The sequence below is a fragment of the Corynebacterium sp. c25Ua_89 genome (assembly GCF_047459735.1).
In the GTDB taxonomy this organism is placed as follows: Bacteria; Actinomycetota; Actinomycetes; order Mycobacteriales; family Mycobacteriaceae; genus Corynebacterium; species Corynebacterium simulans.
Genome location: NZ_JASBOD010000002.1, coordinates 512,378 through 532,765 on the forward strand (window position 1 = coordinate 512,378; position 20,388 = coordinate 532,765).

Annotated in this window: 23 protein-coding genes; 8 read left to right on the forward strand and 15 right to left on the reverse strand. The window is 61.0% G+C overall.

What is annotated here, in order from left to right; all coding sequences use genetic code 11:
- Positions 1-111 precede the first annotated feature (111 nt).
- Both QKB66_RS05205 and QKB66_RS05210 read right to left on the reverse strand, forming a co-directional pair.
- A complete protein-coding gene (locus QKB66_RS05205; protein WP_414252837.1) occupies positions 112-1,404 on the reverse strand; it encodes a deoxyguanosinetriphosphate triphosphohydrolase in 1,293 nt (430 codons plus the stop codon).
- Positions 1,405-1,791: 387 nt separating this feature from the next.
- The gene (locus QKB66_RS05210; RefSeq protein WP_414252838.1) at positions 1,792-2,370 is read right to left on the reverse strand and encodes a YdcF family protein; all 579 of its coding nucleotides are present in this window, start codon (positions 2,368-2,370) and stop codon (positions 1,792-1,794) included.
- 99 nt (positions 2,371-2,469) lie between these two features.
- Between QKB66_RS05210 and QKB66_RS05215 the strand changes: the two genes are divergently transcribed.
- Positions 2,470-4,494 carry a TPM domain-containing protein gene (locus tag QKB66_RS05215; protein WP_414252839.1) on the forward strand — a complete coding sequence of 675 codons (2,025 nt, stop codon included), beginning with the start codon at positions 2,470-2,472 and terminating at the stop codon, positions 4,492-4,494.
- A 28-nt stretch (positions 4,495-4,522) separates the two neighbouring features.
- Here the strand turns inward: QKB66_RS05215 and QKB66_RS05220 are convergent, their stop codons facing one another.
- The 3 genes from QKB66_RS05220 to QKB66_RS05230 are packed head-to-tail and all read right to left on the reverse strand — an operon-like array spanning position 4,523 to position 6,933.
- Positions 4,523-4,996, reverse strand: coding sequence for a hypothetical protein (locus tag QKB66_RS05220; RefSeq protein WP_070433044.1), 474 nt, complete (start codon positions 4,994-4,996; stop codon positions 4,523-4,525).
- A 16-nt stretch (positions 4,997-5,012) separates the two neighbouring features.
- A complete protein-coding gene (locus tag QKB66_RS05225) occupies positions 5,013-5,528 on the reverse strand; it encodes a hypothetical protein (protein WP_248093956.1) in 516 nt (171 codons plus the stop codon).
- A 25-nt stretch (positions 5,529-5,553) separates the two neighbouring features.
- Complete coding sequence (locus QKB66_RS05230; RefSeq protein WP_248093957.1) at positions 5,554-6,933, reverse strand: glycine--tRNA ligase; 1,380 nt, start codon at positions 6,931-6,933, stop codon at positions 5,554-5,556.
- A gap of 180 nt (positions 6,934-7,113) precedes the next feature.
- Between QKB66_RS05230 and QKB66_RS05235 the strand changes: the two genes are divergently transcribed.
- Both QKB66_RS05235 and QKB66_RS05240 read left to right on the forward strand, forming a co-directional pair.
- Positions 7,114-7,416 (forward strand): ArsR/SmtB family transcription factor, encoded by a 303-nt coding sequence (locus QKB66_RS05235; RefSeq protein ID WP_062037963.1) that lies wholly within the window; start codon positions 7,114-7,116, stop codon positions 7,414-7,416.
- 33 nt (positions 7,417-7,449) lie between these two features.
- Positions 7,450-7,866, forward strand: a complete 417-nt coding sequence (locus tag QKB66_RS05240; protein ID WP_248093958.1) for a Fur family transcriptional regulator — start codon at positions 7,450-7,452, stop codon at positions 7,864-7,866.
- Positions 7,867-7,893: 27 nt separating this feature from the next.
- On the opposite strand, the gene QKB66_RS05245 is transcribed toward QKB66_RS05240, so the two are convergent.
- The 5 genes from QKB66_RS05245 to pdxY form a co-directional block, all read right to left on the reverse strand.
- Positions 7,894-8,646 (reverse strand): isoprenyl transferase, encoded by a 753-nt coding sequence (locus tag QKB66_RS05245; protein WP_311518923.1) that lies wholly within the window; start codon positions 8,644-8,646, stop codon positions 7,894-7,896.
- 10 nt (positions 8,647-8,656) lie between these two features.
- Entirely contained in the window at positions 8,657-9,376 is a 720-nt protein-coding gene (recO, locus tag QKB66_RS05250; RefSeq protein ID WP_248093960.1) for a DNA repair protein RecO, read from the reverse strand.
- Positions 9,377-9,400: 24 nt separating this feature from the next.
- Entirely contained in the window at positions 9,401-10,390 is a 990-nt protein-coding gene (gene era, locus QKB66_RS05255; protein WP_311518921.1) for a GTPase Era, read from the reverse strand.
- Positions 10,391-10,578: 188 nt separating this feature from the next.
- On the reverse strand, positions 10,579-11,472 hold the full coding sequence (locus QKB66_RS05260; protein WP_248093962.1) for an endonuclease domain-containing protein: 894 nt from the start codon (positions 11,470-11,472) through the stop codon (positions 10,579-10,581).
- A 183-nt stretch (positions 11,473-11,655) separates the two neighbouring features.
- Complete coding sequence (pdxY, locus tag QKB66_RS05265) at positions 11,656-12,504, reverse strand: pyridoxal kinase PdxY (protein ID WP_061923993.1); 849 nt, start codon at positions 12,502-12,504, stop codon at positions 11,656-11,658.
- A 192-nt stretch (positions 12,505-12,696) separates the two neighbouring features.
- Here pdxY and QKB66_RS05270 point away from each other — a divergent pair, with 192 nt between their 5' ends.
- The 5 genes from QKB66_RS05270 to QKB66_RS05290 all read left to right on the forward strand — a co-directional run bounded on the left by QKB66_RS05270 (position 12,697) and on the right by QKB66_RS05290 (position 15,783).
- A complete protein-coding gene (locus QKB66_RS05270) occupies positions 12,697-13,395 on the forward strand; it encodes a MerR family transcriptional regulator (RefSeq protein WP_414252840.1) in 699 nt (232 codons plus the stop codon).
- Positions 13,392-14,138: a hypothetical protein gene (locus QKB66_RS05275; protein WP_414252841.1), complete on the forward strand. Its 747-nt coding sequence runs from the start codon at positions 13,392-13,394 to the stop codon at positions 14,136-14,138. The genes QKB66_RS05270 and QKB66_RS05275 overlap by 4 nt, the downstream gene beginning before the upstream one ends.
- 277 nt (positions 14,139-14,415) lie before the next feature.
- Complete coding sequence (locus QKB66_RS05280) at positions 14,416-14,625, forward strand: hypothetical protein (RefSeq protein WP_414252842.1); 210 nt, start codon at positions 14,416-14,418, stop codon at positions 14,623-14,625.
- 126 nt (positions 14,626-14,751) lie between these two features.
- Positions 14,752-15,546: an ADP-ribosylglycohydrolase family protein gene (locus QKB66_RS05285; protein WP_414252843.1), complete on the forward strand. Its 795-nt coding sequence runs from the start codon at positions 14,752-14,754 to the stop codon at positions 15,544-15,546.
- A gap of 15 nt (positions 15,547-15,561) precedes the next feature.
- Positions 15,562-15,783, forward strand: coding sequence for a hypothetical protein (locus tag QKB66_RS05290; protein WP_414252844.1), 222 nt, complete (start codon positions 15,562-15,564; stop codon positions 15,781-15,783).
- 19 nt (positions 15,784-15,802) lie between these two features.
- Here QKB66_RS05290 and ybeY read toward each other — a convergent pair whose 3' ends face one another.
- The 5 genes from ybeY to hrcA are packed head-to-tail and all read right to left on the reverse strand — an operon-like array spanning position 15,803 to position 20,362.
- Positions 15,803-16,408, reverse strand: a complete 606-nt coding sequence (gene ybeY, locus QKB66_RS05295; protein ID WP_414252845.1) for an rRNA maturation RNase YbeY — start codon at positions 16,406-16,408, stop codon at positions 15,803-15,805.
- Positions 16,409-17,401 carry a PhoH family protein gene (locus QKB66_RS05300; RefSeq protein ID WP_070518749.1) on the reverse strand — a complete coding sequence of 331 codons (993 nt, stop codon included), beginning with the start codon at positions 17,399-17,401 and terminating at the stop codon, positions 16,409-16,411.
- A gap of 9 nt (positions 17,402-17,410) precedes the next feature.
- Complete coding sequence (locus QKB66_RS05305; RefSeq protein ID WP_414252846.1) at positions 17,411-18,133, reverse strand: 16S rRNA (uracil(1498)-N(3))-methyltransferase; 723 nt, start codon at positions 18,131-18,133, stop codon at positions 17,411-17,413.
- A complete protein-coding gene (gene dnaJ, locus QKB66_RS05310; RefSeq protein WP_414252847.1) occupies positions 18,133-19,278 on the reverse strand; it encodes a molecular chaperone DnaJ in 1,146 nt (381 codons plus the stop codon). The genes QKB66_RS05305 and dnaJ overlap by 1 nt, the downstream gene beginning before the upstream one ends.
- Positions 19,279-19,333: 55 nt before the next feature.
- Entirely contained in the window at positions 19,334-20,362 is a 1,029-nt protein-coding gene (gene hrcA / locus QKB66_RS05315; RefSeq protein ID WP_248093017.1) for a heat-inducible transcriptional repressor HrcA, read from the reverse strand.
- Positions 20,363-20,388 lie beyond the last annotated feature (26 nt).

Consider the following 20,388-nt stretch of genomic DNA (forward strand, 5'->3'; position numbering starts at 1 on the left):
CCCATAATGTCGGAACAAAACGAGGTTTGGGGAGTCCCTCTCTTAACGCTGAATCCGTCTAAGAAGCTGCATAGAGATTGGATTATGGATTGAGGTATCGGCCACGCACTATTACCCCATAAACCCAGAAAACTCCGCGGTCTGGCGCGCTAGCCGCTCCAAACGGGACTCGGTCATCGAGGCGATCTGATCCACAATGACCCGCTGGCGCTCGGCATCCGATTCAGCGCGGTTGTACCACAGTCGGAACATCGGGTCGAGGGCGCCCGGTGCGCCGGCGGAAAGATAATCAAAAACGCGGTAGATGCGCTCGCGCTGGCGATCCTGACGCGCCAAGTGCACCGGCTCATCCATCACGTAGAGCACCGCGATGGTCTTCAAAAGCTTGACCTCATTTGCCGCACGCGCTGGCACGGAAAGGTTACCCTGCTGACGCCCCAAAACCAGCTCCGGGCCATTGGCCTCACGGGTGGCTTGCACCGTGGCACCAACGTAGCGGCCCACTAGCTCCGAAGTCATCTTTTTCAGCGTGGTGTAGGCGCGCAGCGAGGAATCAAACTCGCTGACTTGCTGGATGACGGGCAGGGCACGCAGGGAATCCGCGGCGTCGAGAAGCTCGTCCGCGCTGCCGCCGAAAGCTTTGGCACCTTTCTCCGCGAGGGCAGCCAGCTCCACCAAGTCCCAGAGCACAGCGAGGGAAACACGACCCGAAACGATGCCATCCTCGACGTCGTGGACCGAGTAGGCGATGTCATCAGACCAATCCATCGCCTGTGCCTCCATCGAGGGGCGGGAGTCTTCGTGTCCTTCGCGCAGCCAGGCCAAGATGTGGGCGTCCTCGTCGTAACAACCATACTTGCGGTTCACGCTGCCATCCGGATTGGTCTTGGTCCGCGGGTACTTGCACGCCGCGTCCAATGCGGCGCGCGTGAGGTTCAGCCCAAAAGAATTATCCTCCGCATCGACTACCTTCGGCTCCAGACGTGCCAAAATGCGCAGGGTCTGCGCGTTACCTTCGAAGCCGCCGCAGATATCCGCTACCTCGTTGAGTGCGTTCTCACCGTTGTGGCCATACGGCGGGTGCCCGATGTCATGGGTTAGGCCGGCCATGTCGCACAGGTCTGGGTCAAGCCCCAGCCCGGAGCCGATACCGCGGGCAATCTGGCCCACCTCCAGCGAGTGGGTCAGCCGCGTGCGGGGCGTATCGCCGTCGTGGGGGCCAACCACCTGCGTCTTGTCAGCGAGGCGTCGCAAAGCAGCAGAGTGCAGGACGCGGGCGCGGTCGCGGGCGAAGGCGCCGCGGTGATCCGCGTCAGCCGGGCCAGACTTGCTATTAAACACGGAGCCCTTGGGGCTCTCGTCGAAGAGGCGGGCGGCGTCGTGCGGGGTATAGGAATAGCTCACATAGTGCAGTGTAGGCGCAACAAGCTTGTACTTTTCTGATTCTGGCAGGGGTGTCTGGCTGCCATTGCAATGCAAAAGCTCCTGCCCCAGTCTCCCTTTTTACGGGAAACCTTGGGCAGGAGCTCTAACTATGTCCGAGTTTACTTGCTGGACAAAGCGCTGGAAAGCTTGTCAGCGAAGGAGAAAGGCAGGTTAACCAGTGCCTGCAGGGTGTCTGCTACGAGGTTGAAGACGTTGTTGATGATGTCAAACATAGATTTTCCTTTCGATAGGGGGAGCTTTCACTAACCACGCTATCGAGCAGGAAGTGGTTTTGCCACCAAAATCAACTAAAAATTTCCTGCGATAGCTGGAAAAACACTTAAAAATAGCCGCTGACAAGGCGATTTACTTCCCGGTTTTATTGCGAATTTCTTCGTGTCGGGCGCGTCGCGTCGGGCGGATGAGCGCCTCGATGCGGTGTAGACCGCTGCGCAGATGCTCAGCTAGCTCCTCCCCTAGTACCTTCCGCGCGCCGAAGACCACCAGGCCACCCAACTCGTGGGCCACATCGCGCCACCACGGCGGCGCGAAGGTGGGCGTGGGATAGCCGGCTGCACCGACCACCCGTGCCGCAAACCCCTCGTCGCGGGCGATTAGCCAGGCGCGCAAGCGATGCAGCGGGTCGGTCACGATGATGACGCGCTCGAAGCCATGCCTGCGGCGGATGGCGCGCAGGGATTCCACGGTGTCGTTGCCCTCCGGCACAGGCAACACAGTGGCGTGGCCACTAAGATACTTGGCGCCGACTTCAGCCTCGGTGAAGCGATCCCCGGGCAGCTTGCCGCCGACGGTAACAATGGGCACGCCCGGTATAGCAACCGCAATGCGGCGGGCCTCGTCGAGGCGCGCCTGCAGGATGCGCGAGGGCCTGCCATCGTATTGAGCCGCACCGAGCACGATGATTGCCTGTGCTTCAGGCTCCACCAGATTAAATTTCTGGGCAATCTTTTCCCGGGATTTCCGTGCTTTCCCACAGCAGCTAACGCGTCTCATTTGCACTAGCCTAACGGTATTCTGGTGGGCATGACTTCTTCTGCGCGTATCGGTTCAGCCGTCCTAGCGGCACTCATCGTAGGGCTATCGCAGCCTACTGCTTTTGCAGCAACACCACCCCACAGCAACGCGCCGGCGGTGCTAGCGCAGGCTGCCCCCTCCAGCATTACTTCTAAGGTCACTGACAACTCTGGGGTGCTCTCCGCTGAGGAAAAAGACCAGATGGAAGATGAAATCAAGACGCTGCAGAAGAACGAGGGCCTGGTACTCTACGTGGTCTTTGAAAAGACTCTGTCTGGCTCCGCGGAAGACTTCGCGCAGCAATTCGTCTCCTCCAAGGGCCCGAACTCCGCCATTTATGTTGTCTCCGTCGAAGACCGCAAGGTCGGCGTGCAAACGGGTGGGGCCTGGCCAAAGAGCCGGCTGAATGCCATGTATGAAGCAGCTTCAGCACGCCTGGCAGACGATGACTTAGGCGGTTCTGCTTTGGAGTTAGTCGCAGCTGCCTCGGGCCGTGGGAAGGGTTCTTCTAGTTCTAGCTCCGCTGACTCTGGTTCAGGTGCCGGCTGGCTAGCCGGCGGTGCCGGTGCCCTGGCGCTGGCCGGCGGCGGCATATGGTTGGCAGGCCGCCGCAAGACCAAGAAAGATTCCGCGGAGACGCTCAAGTCAGCACGCGCCATCGAGCCGGGCGATACGAACTCGCTGAATAAGCTTGATACCGCAACGCTCGAATCCTTGGCGCGCGAGGAGCTGGTCTCTACCGATGAGTCCATTCGCCGCGGCAAGGAGGAGCTCGACATCGCCACCGCCGAGTTCGGCCCCGAGCGCACGCGTCCTTTTACCCGCGCGATGAACCACTCCACCTCCACCTTGCAGAAGGCCTTTGCTATGCAGCGCCGGCTTAACGACGCCGCGCCAGAATCCGAGGCCGAGCGCCGCCAGATGCTCATCGAGATCGTCTCCTCGTGTGGCCAGGCCGATGATGCCTTGGATGCCCAAGCCGCGGATTTCGCCGCAATGCGCGATCTGCTGATCAACGCCGATTCCAAACTGGATGAACTCACGCGCCGCAGCGTGGACGTGCGCGCCCGCATCCCGCAGGCCCAGCAGATTCTGGCACAACTGCAGCAAGACCACCCGGGCGCGCTGGACTCCATCGCCGATAACCCGCACATGGCAGAAGTCTCCGTGGGCGAGGCGGAAAAGCAGCTCGACCGTGGCCGTGAACTCGCCGCGGCACCTGCCGGCCAGCAAGGCGGCCTGGTGGCCCTCATCCGCGAGGCCGAGCACGCCATCGAGGTGGCAGACCGCCTGCTTTCCGGCGTCGAGCACGCCGAGTCCAACCTCGCGGCCGCCAAGACAAATCTCGCCGCGCTCATCGCTGAAGTCCGCGGCGAGGCGGACGAAGCCCGCCGACTGGAAAATCAAGGCAAGAAGCTTGGCACCGAGGCCGACTGGCAGGCACTTGCAGACGTAGCCACCCGCGCCGAGGCGGCCGTTACCGAGGCAGAGGCCGGCCAGGCCAACGACCCACTCGGCCACTACACCGCGCTAACCACCATCGACTCGGAGCTCGACGAGCGTCTCGACGCCGTGCGCGAGGCCACCGCCACCCGTGCCCGCCAGCTCGACCTATACGACCAGCAGATGCACTCCGCGCAGGCCGCCATCCAGGCCGCCGAGGACGTCATCTCCACCCGCGGCCGCGTGGTGGGTGCCACCGCCCGCACCCAGCTTGCCGACGCCAAGCGGCTTAGCGCCCAAGCCATGCAGCTCAAAAACTCCGATCTGCGCAGCGCCATCGATGCTTCCCGCCAGGCCGCTAACGCCGCACAAAATGCGGCGCGCACCGCGCAGCAGGACATCAACTCTTATCAGCGCCGCCAACAGGTTCAGTCCGCCGGCTCCACCGCGGGAGACATCATCACCGGCATGGTCATCGGCCAGATGCTCGGCGGCGGCCACAGCCATGGTGGCTTCGGGGGCGGCTTTGGCGGTGGTTTCGGCGGAAACTCCGGCGGCGGGGGCGGTGGCTTCCGCGGCGGTTCCTTCTAGATCCGCCGGCGCTTAGATCCGCCGGCGCTTAGATCCGCCGGCGCTTCGGGGCGTCGACAAGCGCGCAGCAATAGGTTAAAAACGCGGCGTCGACGTCCGGCACCTGCTGCGGCCGCATATCCGTAATCTCCAGCACACCCTTGAAAGTGGGGCGCGTGCGGATAATCTCGTTTCCGGAAGCGTCATAAATGCGGCGCTCCCTGCGGAAAGGATTAGGCCTATCCAGCGTGTACTCACGGCCCATGCACTTGGCCTGCATATGGCTGATTGATACGCCCTGCTGCCCCACGTGCAGAGTCTCACCCGTGGTGGCCGTGCCGCGCACCCAGAAATGGCGACTGCCGCTGTCGATGGAGTGCTCCAGCAAAATGCGCTCCTGCGCCGCAGCCAGCTGGGATTCATTGACGTTCAGCACGTCAGCGCGCACCGTGGCCCATACGGTGCCCTCTTCATCACGCAGGCAATCTTCGGCCCACGTCCAATGCCGGTGTTCTGTACTCACGAGTATCGTTTAATGCCTAGAACACAAAAAGGGAAAGCAGCGCCACCAAGGAGGCAAGCCCCAGCGTGGCAATGACGGGCACCGCCATGCCGCGGGTCTTGGCCTCCAGAATGAGACGGGTAAACCAGCTCAAGGCGATGATCTCGGCGTCGTTTAGCGCGGCCGCCTCGGGCTCCGCGTCAAACTCCAATATGGCCTTGCGCACGCCGGAATTCTTGGTCGAAAACTGCGCTACCTTGTAGCCGGCGGCGTCTTCCACGATCCAGTCGCCGCCGTTTTCATTGATGAAGGAAAACGCGCGGCCAGCGGCATCCGCATCTAGGCGCTTGGCGCGGCCCAGCGGGCCCTGCAGCGTATAGACGCGGCCATCCACGCGGGCCGTGGCGCCTTCTTTCGGGTCCGCCGCAAGCTGCCAAACCTCGCCGTCAATTTCTGCCTGATCTGCAGAAAAGACGCCGAAGGCCAGGGGCCCATCCTCCTTCAGCAGGACAGGCTTTTGGCTGTCAGTGCGGTCCCAGCTGGTGTATTGCATCGCTACTTTCTTCTTTACTTGGCCTTTAGCAGCCGATGAGGCGGGCGGCCAGGTATGCCTCGAGCTCGTCGATCTTGACGCGCTCTTGCTCCATGGTGTCGCGCTCGCGGACGGTAACTGCGCCGTCTTCCAGGGAATCGAAATCGTAGGTCACACAGAAAGGCGTGCCGATTTCATCCTGGCGGCGGTAGCGGCGGCCGATGGCACCGGACAGATCGAAGTCAACGTTCCAGTGCTGGCGCAGCTTGGCAGCCAGCTCGCGGGCTGGGGTGGACAGCTCTTCCTTCTTGGACAACGGCAGAACCGCGACCTTGACCGGGGAAAGGCGGCGGTCCAGGCGCAGGACCACACGCTTATCGGTGCCGCCCTTGGCGTTTGGCACCTCTTCCTCGTCATAAGCATCGACCAAGAAGGCCATCATGGAACGGCCCAGGCCGGCTGCCGGCTCGATGACGTAAGGAACCCAGCGCTCCTCGGTGGTCTGGTCGTAGTAGGACAGATCCTCACCGGAGCCCTTCGCGTGAACCGAAAGGTCATAGTCGGTGCGGTTAGCAACGCCCTCGAGCTCGCCCCACTTGGAGCCGGTGAAGCCGAATGCATACTCGACATCGACAGTGCGCTTGGAGTAGTGGGACAGCTTCTCCTTCGGGTGCTCGTACAGGCGCAGATTCTCTTCCTTGATGCCCAGGTCCACGTACCAGTTGTAGCGGTCATCAATCCAGTACTGGTGCCACTGCTCGTCCTCGCCCGGCTTGACGAAGAACTCCATCTCCATCTGCTCGAACTCGCGGGTGCGGAAAATGAAGTTGCCCGGGGTGATCTCGTTACGGAAGGACTTACCAATGTTCGCGATGCCGAAAGGCGGCTTCATGCGAGCGGAAGTCATCACGTTCTTGAAGTTAACGAAGATGCCCTGTGCGGTCTCCGGACGCAGGTAGTGCAGGCCCTGCTCATCATCGACCGGTCCCAGGAAGGTCTTGAGCAGACCGGAAAATGCCTTCGGCTCGGTCCAGTCACCCGGCTGGCCGGTCTCAGGATCGTTGATGTCTGCCAGGCCGTTTGCAGGCTCGTGGCCGTGCTTTTCCTCGTATGCCTCGAGCAGGTGGTCAGCACGGTAACGCTTACCGGTGTGGCGGGACTCCACCAGTGGATCGGTGAAGACCTCGACGTGGCCGGAGGAAACCCAGACCTGACGCGGCTGAATGACGGAGGTATCAACACCCACGACGTCCTCGCGGGACTGCACCATGTGGCGCCACCACTGACGCTTGATGTTTTCCTTTAGTTCCACACCGAGGGGGCCGTAGTCCCACGCAGAGCGCGAACCGCCATAGATCTCACCTGCCTGGTAGACCAATCCGCGGCGCTTGCACAGGCTTACAACGGTATCGATGACGCTTGCCATGGTTAAAAAGACTCCTCTGTTAAGGGACAGTCGTGAACAATGTTCCTAGTCTATCCTGCCTCCTTCCCTGCGTGGGCGGAGGGGTGAAAATTAATTTTGTATTTTATACAACACTGTGCAAAATGTGGGGTATCGTACTGTTTCAAGCGATTAACAGAAATTGGATTGAAGGTGATCTGCATGACGCAGCCCTCCACGGCGCTTCACACACTCGACATCGACGCCGCTACCCGCGTCATTGGCGCTTTAGATTCACCCCTGCGCATCACCCTGGTATTGGCCCTTAACCGCCACGATCACTACGTTCACGAACTGGTGGCCGCAACCGACAAATCCCAGCCGCTAATCAGCCAACACCTGCGCGTACTAAAAGATGCCGGAATCGTCGATTCCAAGCGTTCAGGCCGCGAAGTGCGCTACTCGCTGGCTTCCCCCGAGGTGCTTTCCTTGTTGGAGCAAGCTGCAGCACTGTTTAACCGTTAACTTTATTGGAAACTAATTGATAAACTATCGGGCATGGCTCTCCATGAAAGCATCCCTAAGCTTGGGGCTCGCAACACCAAGCAGCGCACCGCTGTCGTCGAGGTTCTGCGTGAACTAGATAAGTTCGCCTCGGCAAAAGACATTCACCGGGCGTTGCAAGACCGCGAGCACAAAGTAGGCCTGACCACAGTCTACCGCACCCTGCAATCCCTCTCCGACATTGATGCAGTGGACGCGCTTCACATGCCTTCGGGCGAAACGCTCTACCGCCACTGCGAATCCGCTAACCACCACCATCACTTGGTATGCACCAAGTGCGGCCGCACCGAGGAAATCGACGGCGGCCCCATCGAGCAGTGGGCATCCAACGTGGCTGCCGAGCACGACTTTGAGCTAACCGGCCACGATGCCGAAATCTTCGGCATCTGCTCCGACTGCCGCGCAAGCTAGGCAGCACCACGCAACAAATGGCTTTAGCTATTTCGTACCGCCGAAACGACGATCCCGCCGCGCGTATTCTTCTACCGCGGCGTACAAGTCCTCCGGAGTGAAATCCGGGAAGAGCTTGTCTTGGTAGATCATCTCTGCGTACGCCGACTGCCACAGTAGGAAGTTCGACGTGCGCTTCTCCCCCGACGGGCGCAGGAATAGATCCACATCCGGCATGGTGGGGTCATAGAGCGCCGCGCTTAACGATGCCTCGTTAATCGCGCTCGGCTTCAACTCACCCTTGGCCACCTGCTCGGCGAGTTTGCGCACGCCGTCGACAAGCTCGGCGCGCCCACCGTAGTTCACGCACATCGCCAGCGTCATGCGCGTGTTGTCCTTGGTTAGCTCCTGCGCGGTCTCGAGCTCCTTGATGACGGAGCGCCACAGGCGTGGGCGGCGGCCCACCCAGACCACACGCACGCCCTTTTCGTTAAGCCACTCGCGCTGGCGACGCAGCACATCGCGGTTAAACGCCATCAAAAAGCGCACTTCTTCGGGGCTGCGGCGCCAATTTTCCGTGGAGAAGGCGTAGGCCGAAAGGTACGGGATGTTCATGGAAAGGCAGGCATCGACGACGTCGAGAAGCACAGCCTCCCCGCGACGATGCCCCTCAGTGCGCTTCATGCCGCGCTCCTCGGCCCAGCGGCCATTGCCGTCCATGACCAGCGCGATGTGCTTGGGCAGGAACTCCTCCGGGATGGCGGGCGGGTTTAAAACTCGGTTCGGATCTGGCGTAATCACGCGCCTTATCTTACTGGTCCATGACCCCCAACGCGGTAACCTTGCGTTCCAAATGCCACTGCAGGTGCGCGCGGATGAGTTGATGGGCCTCCCCGCGCTGCTCATAGGTAGGGCTCGTGGGGTGTCCATGCGCAAGCAACCACATGTGATGCAACGTCTCCGGGTCCACCTCGGCGGCGCCTGGCGGGCGGCACTCGTGGCACGTCGCGCCGCCAACGGCCGGGTGGAAAGCATGATGCGGGCCGGGCTTCTGGCACTGCGCGCAATCGAAAAGCCCCGGCGCCCAGCCGGCGTGCGCCATTGCCTGAAGTAGGAATTGGTCCAGCGTCAGGAGCGGATCGTCGTGCTGCAGGCGCTGCAACGTAGCGACCAAGGCGTTATAGAGGTATGGGTCTTGGTCAGAATCTGCGAAGGCCAGGCGTTCGGCGGATTCAAGTGCGGCGCAGGCGGCGGTATAGCGCTCATAATCTCCGATGATGGCGGCGCCAAAAAAGTCCACGGTGTCGGCCTGCGAAATCGTGTATAGATTCCGGCCGGGATACAGCTGCACATCCAAGTTTACAAAGGGCTGGAGGCGCGAACCAAAACGCGACTTCGCCCTGCGTACGCCCTTGGCAACCGCGCGCACCAAGCCATGGCTGCGGGTAAGCAGCACGATGACGCGGTCAGCCTCGCCGAAGTCATAGCTGCGGATGACCAAGGCGCGGTCGCGAAAATTCTCCCTCGGCATACTTAGGTTTTTAAGCCTTGGGTTTTAGAAGCCGAGACGGCCCAGCATCTTTGGGTCAGACTGCCAGTTCTTGAGCACCTTGATGCGCAGGTCAAGGTAGACGTTCTGGCCCAGCAACTGGATGATCTCCTTGCGGGCGGTGCCCACGATGCGGGTAAAGCGGCGGCCGTCCTTGCCCTCGATGATGCGCTTTTGACCTGGGCGCTCCAAGTAAAGCACCGCGTGGACGTTCATGACGTCGGGGCGAGTCTCATCGGGCAGCATCTCATCGACCTCGACGGCCACGCTGTGCGGCAGCTCGTCTTTCAAACCAGACAGTGCGGCCTCGCGGATGAGCTCGGCGATGCGCTTTTCCTGCTCTTCGTCGGTGATGTGATCATCAGGGTAGAACTTCGGGCCTTCTGGCAGGTGATCGATGATCACCTGGGTCAGCTCATCCAGTTGTACGCGCTGGGTGGCCGAAACCGGGATGACCACGGCGTCGGGGTTCTCCTCGCTGAGCAGCTGGTGCAGCGCCAAAAGCTGCGCGCCGACCTGATCCTTGCTGGCCTTATCCAGCTTGGTCACGATGCCGATGATTGGGGTCTTCGGCGCTACCTTGCGGACGTTTTCCAGAATCCAGCGGTCACCCGGGCCAATCTTTTCATCGGCCGGGATGGTCAGGCCGATGACATCGACGTCGGCGTAAGTATCCTTGACCACCTCGTTGAGACGCTCGCCCAGCAGCGTGCGCGGGCGGTGCAGGCCCGGCGTATCGACGACAATGACTTGCGCATCATCGCGGTGTACCAAGCCACGGATGGGGTGTCGGGTGGTCTCGGGCTGGTTCGCGGTGATAGCGATCTTCTGCCCCACCAGCGCGTTGGTGAGAGTCGACTTGCCCGTGTTTGGGCGGCCTACGAAGGACACGAAGCCAGAGCGAAAGCCCTGTGGCGTGTCGGTGAATTCTGTATAGTCCAGCGCCTCCCCATCGGTGGGAAGGTTCTCAAAGGCGGCGTCAAAATCGGTACTCATTGCTAGTCATCATAGCCCAGCCGCGTCACAGTAGTACATACGCGTTTGTGGCTGCCCGTGGGCCTCTTCACCGGCGTTCTCGTCTCGCAAATACCCAGGGCTGGAAACACAACTTTCTGGTGGAATGCGCGGCGTCGGCACGCGTGGCGAAACGCGAACAGGACCTCTGGGTTTCCAGAGCTGGGTATCTATGCCGCGCGCCTCGGGCCCATCGCCAACATCCGGCGCACCGTCGCCACGAACTCCTCTGGCCGGGCGCGCAACTCCTCCGGGCTAAAGCGCAGGACCACATAACCCATGTTGAGCAGCTCCTTCTGGCGGCGGTGCTCCGCGCGAATCGCCTCCACAGGCCTGTCTTGGTATTTGACATCGCCGTCGATTTCAATGAGCAACCAGCCGTCAATTGCCAAATCAGCGCGGTACTTGCCCACTCTGTACTGCGTGCGCACGTTTATGCCCGCACGCAGCAACAACGCGCGGGCGTAGGACTCCCACGGCGACTCAGAATCAACCACGGTCGCGGCCACCACGGCGCGTGCCGTCGCCACGCCCTTGACGCGGCCCAGCGCGCCCAACGTATCCTGCATGCGACGGCGGCCCACCTGTGCACGCACATAATCCGCGGCGACCAGCCCCTCTTCGAAGCCATGCAGGCGGGCCATGTCAATCGCGGTACGCTCCAGCGAGGTGAGCTTAATGCCGTGGACCGTGGTGGTTTGCCTGTGCAGGCGGGCGGCTTTATAAGCGAAGAAATGCCCCTTGGATTTCTGCGGCACCGAGCCCGAAGGCAGCACTGCTGGGTATTCGGTGGGGCGGCTAATGGTGGGAATGCCGTGTATCAGAGCGGCGGGCTTTCCGATCAGCACGGCTTTATGCACGGTCCGTGCGTGGATATACACCCGCGCTATGTCGCGTTCCCAGGGTTTGAGCCGGTTCCAGAATTGCTTCGGCAGCGCAAAGCACCAGGCCGCGCGCACGATTTTGCCGTGATGCAGCTGCAGCCAGCGCGGGTCTTCGTTGGATAGTTGGCGAAGGTCAATAAGGCGGGCGTCGATTGTGTCAAAAAGTAATGCGTTGTCCATGCCTTACTTTTAACCGGTGGTGGGTGCTGGTGCGCGGCAAGTGCGGCCAGGATGGTCAAATTCCCAGGGCTGGGCACCCAGACCTCCTGTTCGCTTTTCGGCGTGCTTGCCGACGCCCCGCAATCCACCAGAAAGCTGCATTTCCAGGTCTGGGTATTTGCCAAAAGGCGTGGGACGGGTGCGCTAGAGCTCCTCGACCTGGAACTGCAGCTGCGGATTCGCAAACACGTCCTGGGACTCAATAAGCTGCAGCTCCTGCGAGTCTGCCTCATAAGTGTTGTGCAGCAAGTCGTACACCGAAGACGCGGTGCGCTTGAGCGCGAGCTTCGCATCGTGGGTTTCGACGTAGTGGCCGGTAAACAGCGCGGCAGTCACGTCGCCGGAGCCGTTGCGCTTGAATGGCAGGTGCGGGGTGGCAACGATGTAGGCGCGGTCACCGTCCACAGCGAGCATCTCAATGGTGTCCTCAGGGGTCTCCGGGCGCTTTACCGAGGTGACCAGCACGGTCTTCGGGCCGATTTCCTGCGCAGCCTTCACTGCCTCGAGGGTCTGCTCCAGCGTGCCAACCTCGTGGCCAGTCAGGTAGCCCAGCTCAAACTGGTTCGGGGTGATGATGTCAGCCACCGGCACGACCTTATCGCGCAGCAGCGGCGGGATTTCGTCCGAGACAAAGCAGCCAGACTTCGCGTTGCCCATGACTGGGTCGCACGCGTACAAAGCCTTGGGGTTGACGGCCTTGATGCGGTTGACGGCGTCGATAATTGCGCCGGCGATGTCTGGCCCGCCCTGGTAGCCAGAGAGGATTGCGTCGATCTTCTCAAAGGCGCCGCGCTTTTCGATGCCGTCAATAATGCTGGTGACATCCGATGCCGGAAGCATCGGTCCGCCCCAATCGCCGTAGCCGGTGTGGTTGGAAAAGTTCACCGTGTGCACCGGCCATACCTCGTGGCCCGCGCGCTGGAGCGGGAAGACTGCGGCGGAGTTGCCAACGTGGCCGAAGGTGACGTGAGACTGGATCGACAGAATATTCATGGCACCCATTTTGCTCTATTTCACGGACCGCACAAAAGAAATCGCAGATTTAATTTTTCTCGGGTGCCCGCATGAGAGGGAGGACAACCTCGTCTAAGAATTCGACTAAGCCACGGAAGTTCGGGGACGTTTGCATCGCTCATTCTTGAAATCTCTTGACCTTGACGCGGCGTCATAGTTTATAAAAACCTTATGAGGATCTCTGAAGTCGCTCGAGCGTTGGGCTGCAGCGTGCGCACAATTCGCCACTATCACCAACGGGGCGTAGTTCCGGAGCCGGAACGTAAAGCAAACGGATATCGCGACTATTCGCTCGCAGACCTTGCTGTGTTAATGAAGGTTCGGCAGCTGGCCGTGGCAGGGATTCCGCTCAAATCCCTGACCGGGGAGCCCGAAGATACGTTGTACGATGCGGCGCTCGCAGAAATAGAGCGACGAGTCGCAAATCTGGAAGAACAACGTGCGCGACTCATTCGGCTCAGGGATAGTCCGCCGGGACCGGCTCCCCACGGATTGATGGTTCTTTTGAAAGAAGTTCTCGCCGAAAGTGGGCTGTCGGAAGTCGAGATTGCGCAAGAAGTTGATGCATGGCAACTCATGGCCTATTCGGGAGTTGCTACGGCTCAAACGTGGCACGTGCTTGAGACAAATCTGAGTTCGCCTCAATGTGTCTCAAGGATTCGTGCGCAGCATCAACGGTGGAAACAGCTCGGTGAGACCGAACCTGGTCCGGAGTGTGATGAACTCGCCGAACAGTGGTTCAAGTCCTATAACGAAGGCGTCATGAACGGAATTTTCGCAACGTTAAGGCCCGGATATTTGGAGCTCCAGCCGCGCGACATATCAGCCCGTAAAGGCCAATTGGTGGCCCTGGAATTGGTACGGCGATGAAAGCTGGATCGCGGGTTTTCACGGTCCTCATTGGTGCCGTCCTGGCGACAGAACTCTATGTCGTCATTGTCGGCGGCGGAAGTGGAACCGTGATCGTTACGGGACTCATCGCTCTAGAACTTCTTCTGGCTGCCGCTTTTCTTTTCATTAACCGCGACAAGAATATTGCGCCGGTACAAGCAGTGAGGGCCGAGCTCCGTATGCTGAAGACATGTGTACTCGTACTACTACGGCAGCGGCGGTATTCGGGCGAAGTGCTCGACTCCTATCGCGGATGGTGGTTAATTCCGGCTGCGGTTACGGGAGCGACTGGGATTGAATGCATTGCGATCGAGCTTCTGGTGCCGTGGGCATGGCTGCGCGCGCTAATCCTCGTTGTTTCCCTCTATTCGCTCATCTTGCTGTGGGGAGTCTTTGGCGCCGCCTACACCTATCCACATTTCGTTGATGGGACCTTGGTGCTGCGGCATGCAGGTAAGGAAGTGGTGAGCATTGCCGCGGGAGAAATCGCGAACATCGTACAGTCGCGGGGTTACTCCCATGAGAGATATGCAATTGATGAAGACACATTGATTTTAGGAAACGGCGACGGGAGCAACGTTCACATCGAGCTTGCATCGCCGCTGCTCGTGCCAGCGCCAAAGTGGCCGTGGCAGAAGGAACAGCTGTCGCATGTCAACCACGTGCAGGTCTGGTTTGATGCTCCGGCAGAAGCAATCACGGCTATTTCACGATCTGCTTAGCGGGTCACTCTAATTACCGCCATGGTTCAAGCCCATGTCCACCGCTTCACTAGACTGTTCCCCGTGACTAACCCAGCTGATATCCAACGCGAATGGTCCGCGCTCGCCCAAGAGCCTGACTTTCGCAACAGATCCGGGTTTTCTCAGCCGTAGCACGGTGGCCTGGGGCTATGTTGTGCTGGAAGGGCGTTTGCGCGGACTAAGGCCGTGCTAGATTTCTTCTGCGGCCTAGATCAAATACGCGCGGACCGACTCAGGAAGCGTAAGTGTTCAGATCGTGCGCTACAAGGCCGGCAGGATCGAAGTCCTCAAACACTTCGATACCGCCCACAATGACTTGTCGTTAGATCATCCCATCGACCAGGCCGAAGATTTCCTTAGTACAAATGCCCAGCTAACGTTAGATATCGGCACACGCTGCTACGACATCCCACCCGACATCGACGAAGAAACCACGAACCTCATCACCACAATCCTTGAAGACTAAGCCGAAACTCGCGGACTAAACCAAATTGTGGAAGTCCGGTAATGTGAAAGGGCACAGTGCGGACGACGGCCTTCCCAACCACGCTTCCCGCGCACTCCCCTATTCCCTACCTTCAAGGAGGCCTCTATGATTGGCGCAATTATTGGAGATATCGCAGGCAGCGACTACGAGTTCAATCCCGTGAGCGCGTATGACTTCGAGCTCTTCCCGTCGGATTCCAGTTTTACGGACGACTCCATCCTCACGGTTGCCGTGGGTGCAGCATTGCTCGAGGCAGGCACCGAGGAGGCGGCGCTCGCCGAGGCGCTTATCGATGCCTTCCATCGTTACGGCGCGAAGTACCCCACGCCAAAGGGTGCCTATGGTGGTCGCTTCAGCGAGTGGCTGTGCTCTGGCAACCGCGAGCCGTATAACTCGTGGGGCAACGGGTCCGCCATGCGTGTCTCCGCCGTCATCGATTATGCGCGGGGCCTCGAGGAAGCCGAGGACCTCGCACGCATCACCGCGGCCGTCACCCACAACCACGAGGAAGGAATCAAGGGCGCGCAGGCCACCGCGGCGGCCGGCTACCTTGCCCGCACTGGCTCGCCAGTGGCTGAGATTCGCGAGTACATCTCGCGGGTCTACGGTTACGACCTCGCCCGGACGTGTGCTGGTCTGCGCGCGGCCGGGTATGGCTTCGAAGATTCCTGCCAGAAGACCGTCCCCGAGTCCCTTATCGCTTTCTTCGAGGCGGACGACTTCGAGTCCGCCATTCGCAACACGATTTACCTGCGCGGCGACGCAGACACCATGGGCGCCATCACCGGCGCAGTCGCGGAGCAGTTCTTCGAGGTGCCGCAGCGCTTCGTTGACCATGCACGCGAGACGGTGCCGGAGGAGTTCCTCGAGGTCATCGACGCCATCGAGGCGCGCCGCTAACTGTCCATCGGACTGGTGACCCCGCTGACTGGATTCAACTGGCACTTCGCGGGTTACCTCGCAATGGCCATTATTTTCATGGACCAGACTTGGTCCGCCAACGCTGTCGGCCTCGCGGTCGTAGTCGTCGTCGGCATCGCACTGTTCCTGCTCTCCGGGCTTACTCGCAAGCCCGGTACCATCGAGCGCGGCGGCAAACCGGTCAAGGTCGTCGAAACCGTCCCCCCTGCGGCCTAAGCCGCTTTAAGCCGCTCGACTAATCCTCGCGGCGTGGCTCGGCAACTGGGGGGATGCCGCCGCCGGGGACCTCTTTGTCGAGGTTGGCGCGCTCGGCCGCGTCGGGGAAGGCCTTGGGGCCAGACGGCTTCGGCTGGTAGGTCACCCCGCGGGCGGCGAGGTTGTCATACCAATCCGCCAGCAGTTCGTTCTGCAGGCTGAACATTTCCTTTTCCTCTGCCGGGGTGGCGTGGTCATAGCCCAAAAGGTGCAGGCAGCCATGCACCGTCAGCAGTGCAAGCTCGTGCCCCAGAGAGTGGCCGGCGGCATCGGCCTGGCGCAGTGCGAACTCCGGGCACAACACGATATCGCCCAGCATGGACGGGCCCATCTCGGGGGCGTCGGGACGCGCGCCCAGTGCGCCTGGGGTGATTTCATCCATCGGGAAGCTCATGACGTCGGTTGGGCCTTCCAGATCCATCCAACGCACGTGCAGGTCCGCGATGGTATCCAAGTCCACTGCGGTGATCGTGCACTCGGCGTCCGGGTTGATGTCCATGGCGCCGAAGGCATAAGAGGCGACGTCGATGAGCATCTCCTCGTTGACGCCGTCGAAACCGGACTCATTGATGAATTCGATGGACATTTAGTTCTCCTTATCCGCTTGTGCTGCGGCTACCGAGGCTTCTGCGGCTTCAGCAGCATCATAAGCATTCACGATACGGCTGACCAGCTGGTGCCTGACGACGTCGCTCGAGCCCAGGTCCGCGAAGTGAATATCCTGCACGCCGTCCAAGATGCGGCGCACCAAGCGCAGGCCTGAGACCTGGCCACGCGGCAGGTCCACCTGCGAAACATCGCCGGTGACCACGATCTTCGAACCAAAGCCCAGACGGGTCAGGAACATCTTCATCTGCGCCGGCGTGGTGTTTTGCGCCTCGTCGAGGATGACAAAGGCGTCGTTGAGCGTGCGGCCACGCATGTATGCCAGCGGGGCGACCTCGATGATGCCGGCTTCCATGAGCTTCGGGATCATCTCTGGATCCATCATGTCGCGCAGGGCGTCGTAAAGCGGGCGCAGGTACGGGTCGATCTTGTCATTTAGCGTGCCGGGCAGAAAGCCCAGCTTCTCACCGGCCTCAACTGCCGGGCGGGTCAAGATGATGCGCGAGACCTGCTTGGCCTGCAGGGCCTGCACGGCTTTGGCCACCGCCAGGTAGGTCTTGCCAGAGCCTGCGGGGCCGATGCCGAAGACCACGGTGTTGTCATCAATGGCCTGGACGTACTCGGATTGACCCACCGTCTTTGGGCGCACGGACTTGCCACGGCGGCGCACGATATCGGCTGCCATCGCCGCCGAGACCGACTGCGGCGCTTCCACCGCAATCATGTCCACGGTGTGTTTCACGGTATCGGTGCTGACGTGATGGCCGCGGCGGGCAATCGCCTCGAGCTCGTCGAGCACCTTCGCGGCGCGGGCCACCTCATAGTCAGGTCCGGTTACTGTGACCGTGGTTCCGCGCGCGAAGAAGTCTGCGTCCAGTAGGTTGTTGAGCACCCGCAGGTTATCGTCAGCGTTGCCGAGTACGGTCGCGACGTAGACGGAGTCAAGCTCAAACTTCTTGGTGATAATAGGCACCCCAACAGGCTACCAGCGTGCGGTGCGCACGCCGATTGCGGCAAGGGCCACCATGGCTGCCGACGCCGTGCGTAACACTTCCGGCCCCAATTTAACCTGATGGGCTTGCAGGCGCTCCAGCTCCTCGGCACCGATTCCGCCTTCGGGTCCGACGAGGAGATAAATGGTGCCCTCGAGAGGAACATCCCGAATAGAGTCGGTGGCTTCCTCGTGCAAGACGTAGGCGGTCTGCCCGGCAATGAGCTGAGCGAGCTGCGGGGTGGTCAAGGGGCCAGTAACCTGCGGGACGCGATCGCGGCGGGACTGCTTCGCGGCAGCAACCGCCGCCGACTCCCACTTCGCGAGCGCCTTCGGCGCCTTCTTTCCATCCCACTTGGCCACGCAGCGATCTGCCTGCCAAGCGATGATCTCATCGGCGCCTGCCTGGGTGGCAAGGTCCACCGCGAGCTCCGAGCGCTCCGACTTCGGAATGGCCTGAACCACCACAACGCGGGGGTTGGGCTCGGGCGCAAAAGTCACGGCGTCGACAAGCGCGGCCAAATGATCCTTGCCCGAAACGGACTGGATGGTGGCCAGGGCGGCGGTGCCCGTGCCGTCGATGAGTTTGAGCCGCTCCCCTACGCTAAGGCGCTTGACCGTCACCGCGTGGCGGCCCTCAGGACCATCGAGCCCCACCGGCTCGCCAACGCTAGCCAGCGAGAGATCAGGATGGATAAAGACGGGAAGAGACATTAACGGCGGAACCTATCTCGGATACGGGAGAAGAAGGACTCCTCTTGGCCGTCGCCGGTCTCGCGGACGCGGGCGCCCTCGTCGCGGGAATCGCGGACCTTCTCGAGCAGCTCGCGGGTCTTCTTGTCCAGCTCCTTCGGCACCACGACGTCGACGTGCGCGAAGAGGTTGCCAAAGCCGTCGGTGCGCAGACGCGGCATGCCCTTGCCCTCGACCTTGATGGACTCGCCCGGCTGGGTGCCCGGTTCGATGCCGATGTTGAGCTCCTCGCCATCTAGCTGATCGATGGTGAAGTTGGTGCCAAGTGCGGCATCGACCATCGGCACGCGCACGGTCAGGTGTAGGTCGTCGGCGTTGCGCTCGAAGACGGCGTGGGGTTTGGTGGAAACCTCCACATAAAGATCGCCCGCCGGGCCGCCGCCGTGGCCGACCTCACCCTGGGAAGCCATGCGGATGCGCATGCCATCACCAATGCCGGCCGGGATATTTACGGTGAGATCGCGGCGCTTCTTCACGCGGCCATCGCCACCACAGTGATTACAAGGATCAGTAATGACTTCACCGAAGCCCTGGCACTTCGGGCACGGGCGGGAGGTCATAACGTTGCCTAGGAAGCTGCGCTGCATCTCCTGAACCTCGCCCATGCCGCCACAACCATCACAGGTAACTGGCTTGGACTTGGAGGCAGAACCCGTGCCCTCGCAGCGGTCACAGAGCACAGCGGTATCGACGGTGACCTGCTTCTTCAGGCCGGAATAGGCCTCTTCTAGGCTAATGGTGGTGCGCAGCAGGGCGTCGTTGCCCGGCTGCACGCGCGAGCGCGGGCCGCGGGAGCCACCTGCGCCACCGCCGAAGAACTCAGCGAAGATATCGCCCAGGCCGCCACCGAAACCACCGCCGAAGCCGCCGCCGGCAGCGCCACGCTCTTCCATGGGGTCGCCGCCCATGTCAACGATTTGGCGCTTCTGCGGATCCAGGAGCACCTCTTGCGCGAGGGAGGCCTCGCGGAACTTCTCCGCCGCCTCTTCATCGCCCGGGTTTACGTCTGGGTGATATTTGCGGGCGAGCTTGCGGTAGGCCTTCTTAATTTCGGCGTCGGTTGCGGATTTTTCTACACCAAGGATGCCGTAATAGTCACGAGCCACTTAATGAAAGTCCTTATCTAAAACTAGAGTCACTGGGAAAAGTTTCCGTGCCAGCTTACTCGCCGGCCAGAATTTCGCTTACATAGCGTGCAACAGCAGCCACCTTCGAGATTGTTCCCGAATAGTCCATATAAGTCGGGCCCACAACGCCCAAGCCGCCCAACGTTTCATTGCCGGCGCCGTACGCAGTAGCGACGACGGATGCCTGCCGCAGCTTGTCCTCCTCATTCTCTTCACCGATGACGACGGAGACGTTGCCCAAGTCCGGCACGCGAGCCAAAAGCTTCAATACAACCACCTGCTCTTCGAGAGCCTCGATGAGCGAGGGCAGCCCTTCTGGGAAGTCTCGCGCGATACGCGTGAGATTAGAGGTACCAGCCATGATCAGGCGGTCGGAGGGTCGCTCCACCAACGTCTCAATGAGAGTAGTAGCGGCATTGAGCACGTGCGGACGGATGTCCAGCGGGGAGGTTTCGACGAGGCTGGCAAGTTCCACCGAGGCGTCGGTTAGCGTCTTGCCCTCCAGGGCGTTGTTGAGGACGTCGCGTAGGCGTGCGGTCTGCAGTGGGTCAATGACGCTGTCGAGCTCGACGTTGCGCTGGTCGACGCGCCCGTTATCCGTGATGAGCACCAACAACAGGCGCACTGGCGAAAGCGCCACGACCTCGCAGTGCTTCACGCGCGAAACCTTGAGGTTGGGCATCTGCACCACCGCCGCCTGCTTGGTCACCTGAGCAAGCAGCTGGACGGAACGGCGCAGGACATCCTCCAAGTCGACGCCGCCTTCCAAGAAGGTCAGCATGGCGCGGCGCTCCGGCGCAGACAAGGGCTTTACGTCGTGCAGCGAATCGACGAACTGGCGGTAACCCTTCTGCGTGGGCACGCGCCCGGAGCTGGTGTGCTCGTGGGCAATCAGGCCCTCCGATTCCAGCACCGCCATATCGTTGCGGATGGTGGCGGAGGAAACGCCCAGCTGATAACGCTCCAGCAGGGACTTGGACCCCACGGGCTCCTGGGAGGCAATATAGTCCGCCACAATGGCGCGCAATACCTCGCGGCGGCGAGCATCAGTGGAATTGGACATGCGCCCTATGTTACCTACCTTCGCCG

Excerpts from the sequence above, each read along its gene's own strand:
- QKB66_RS05240 (WP_248093958.1), top strand. The coding sequence starts at position 7,450 with ATGGCTCTCCATGAAAGCATCCCTAAGCTTGGGGCTCGCAACACCAAG.
- QKB66_RS05285 (WP_414252843.1), top strand. The coding sequence starts at position 14,752 with ATGATTGGCGCAATTATTGGAGATATCGCAGGCAGCGACTACGAGTTC.
- pdxY (WP_061923993.1), bottom strand. The coding sequence starts at position 12,504 with ATGAATATTCTGTCGATCCAGTCTCACGTCACCTTCGGCCACGTTGGC.
- QKB66_RS05260 (WP_248093962.1), bottom strand. The coding sequence starts at position 11,472 with ATGGACAACGCATTACTTTTTGACACAATCGACGCCCGCCTTATTGAC.
- QKB66_RS05230 (WP_248093957.1), bottom strand. The coding sequence starts at position 6,933 with ATGGCAAGCGTCATCGATACCGTTGTAAGCCTGTGCAAGCGCCGCGGA.
- era (WP_311518921.1), bottom strand. The coding sequence starts at position 10,390 with ATGAGTACCGATTTTGACGCCGCCTTTGAGAACCTTCCCACCGATGGG.
- QKB66_RS05235 (WP_062037963.1), top strand. The coding sequence starts at position 7,114 with ATGACGCAGCCCTCCACGGCGCTTCACACACTCGACATCGACGCCGCT.
- QKB66_RS05275 (WP_414252841.1), top strand. The coding sequence starts at position 13,392 with ATGAAAGCTGGATCGCGGGTTTTCACGGTCCTCATTGGTGCCGTCCTG.
- QKB66_RS05305 (WP_414252846.1), bottom strand. The coding sequence starts at position 18,133 with ATGTCTCTTCCCGTCTTTATCCATCCTGATCTCTCGCTGGCTAGCGTT.
- recO (WP_248093960.1), bottom strand. The coding sequence starts at position 9,376 with ATGCCGAGGGAGAATTTTCGCGACCGCGCCTTGGTCATCCGCAGCTAT.
- QKB66_RS05215 (WP_414252839.1), top strand. The coding sequence starts at position 2,470 with ATGACTTCTTCTGCGCGTATCGGTTCAGCCGTCCTAGCGGCACTCATC.
- hrcA (WP_248093017.1), bottom strand. The coding sequence starts at position 20,362 with ATGTCCAATTCCACTGATGCTCGCCGCCGCGAGGTATTGCGCGCCATT.
- QKB66_RS05225 (WP_248093956.1), bottom strand. The coding sequence starts at position 5,528 with ATGCAATACACCAGCTGGGACCGCACTGACAGCCAAAAGCCTGTCCTG.
- ybeY (WP_414252845.1), bottom strand. The coding sequence starts at position 16,408 with ATGTCCATCGAATTCATCAATGAGTCCGGTTTCGACGGCGTCAACGAG.
- QKB66_RS05270 (WP_414252840.1), top strand. The coding sequence starts at position 12,697 with ATGAGGATCTCTGAAGTCGCTCGAGCGTTGGGCTGCAGCGTGCGCACA.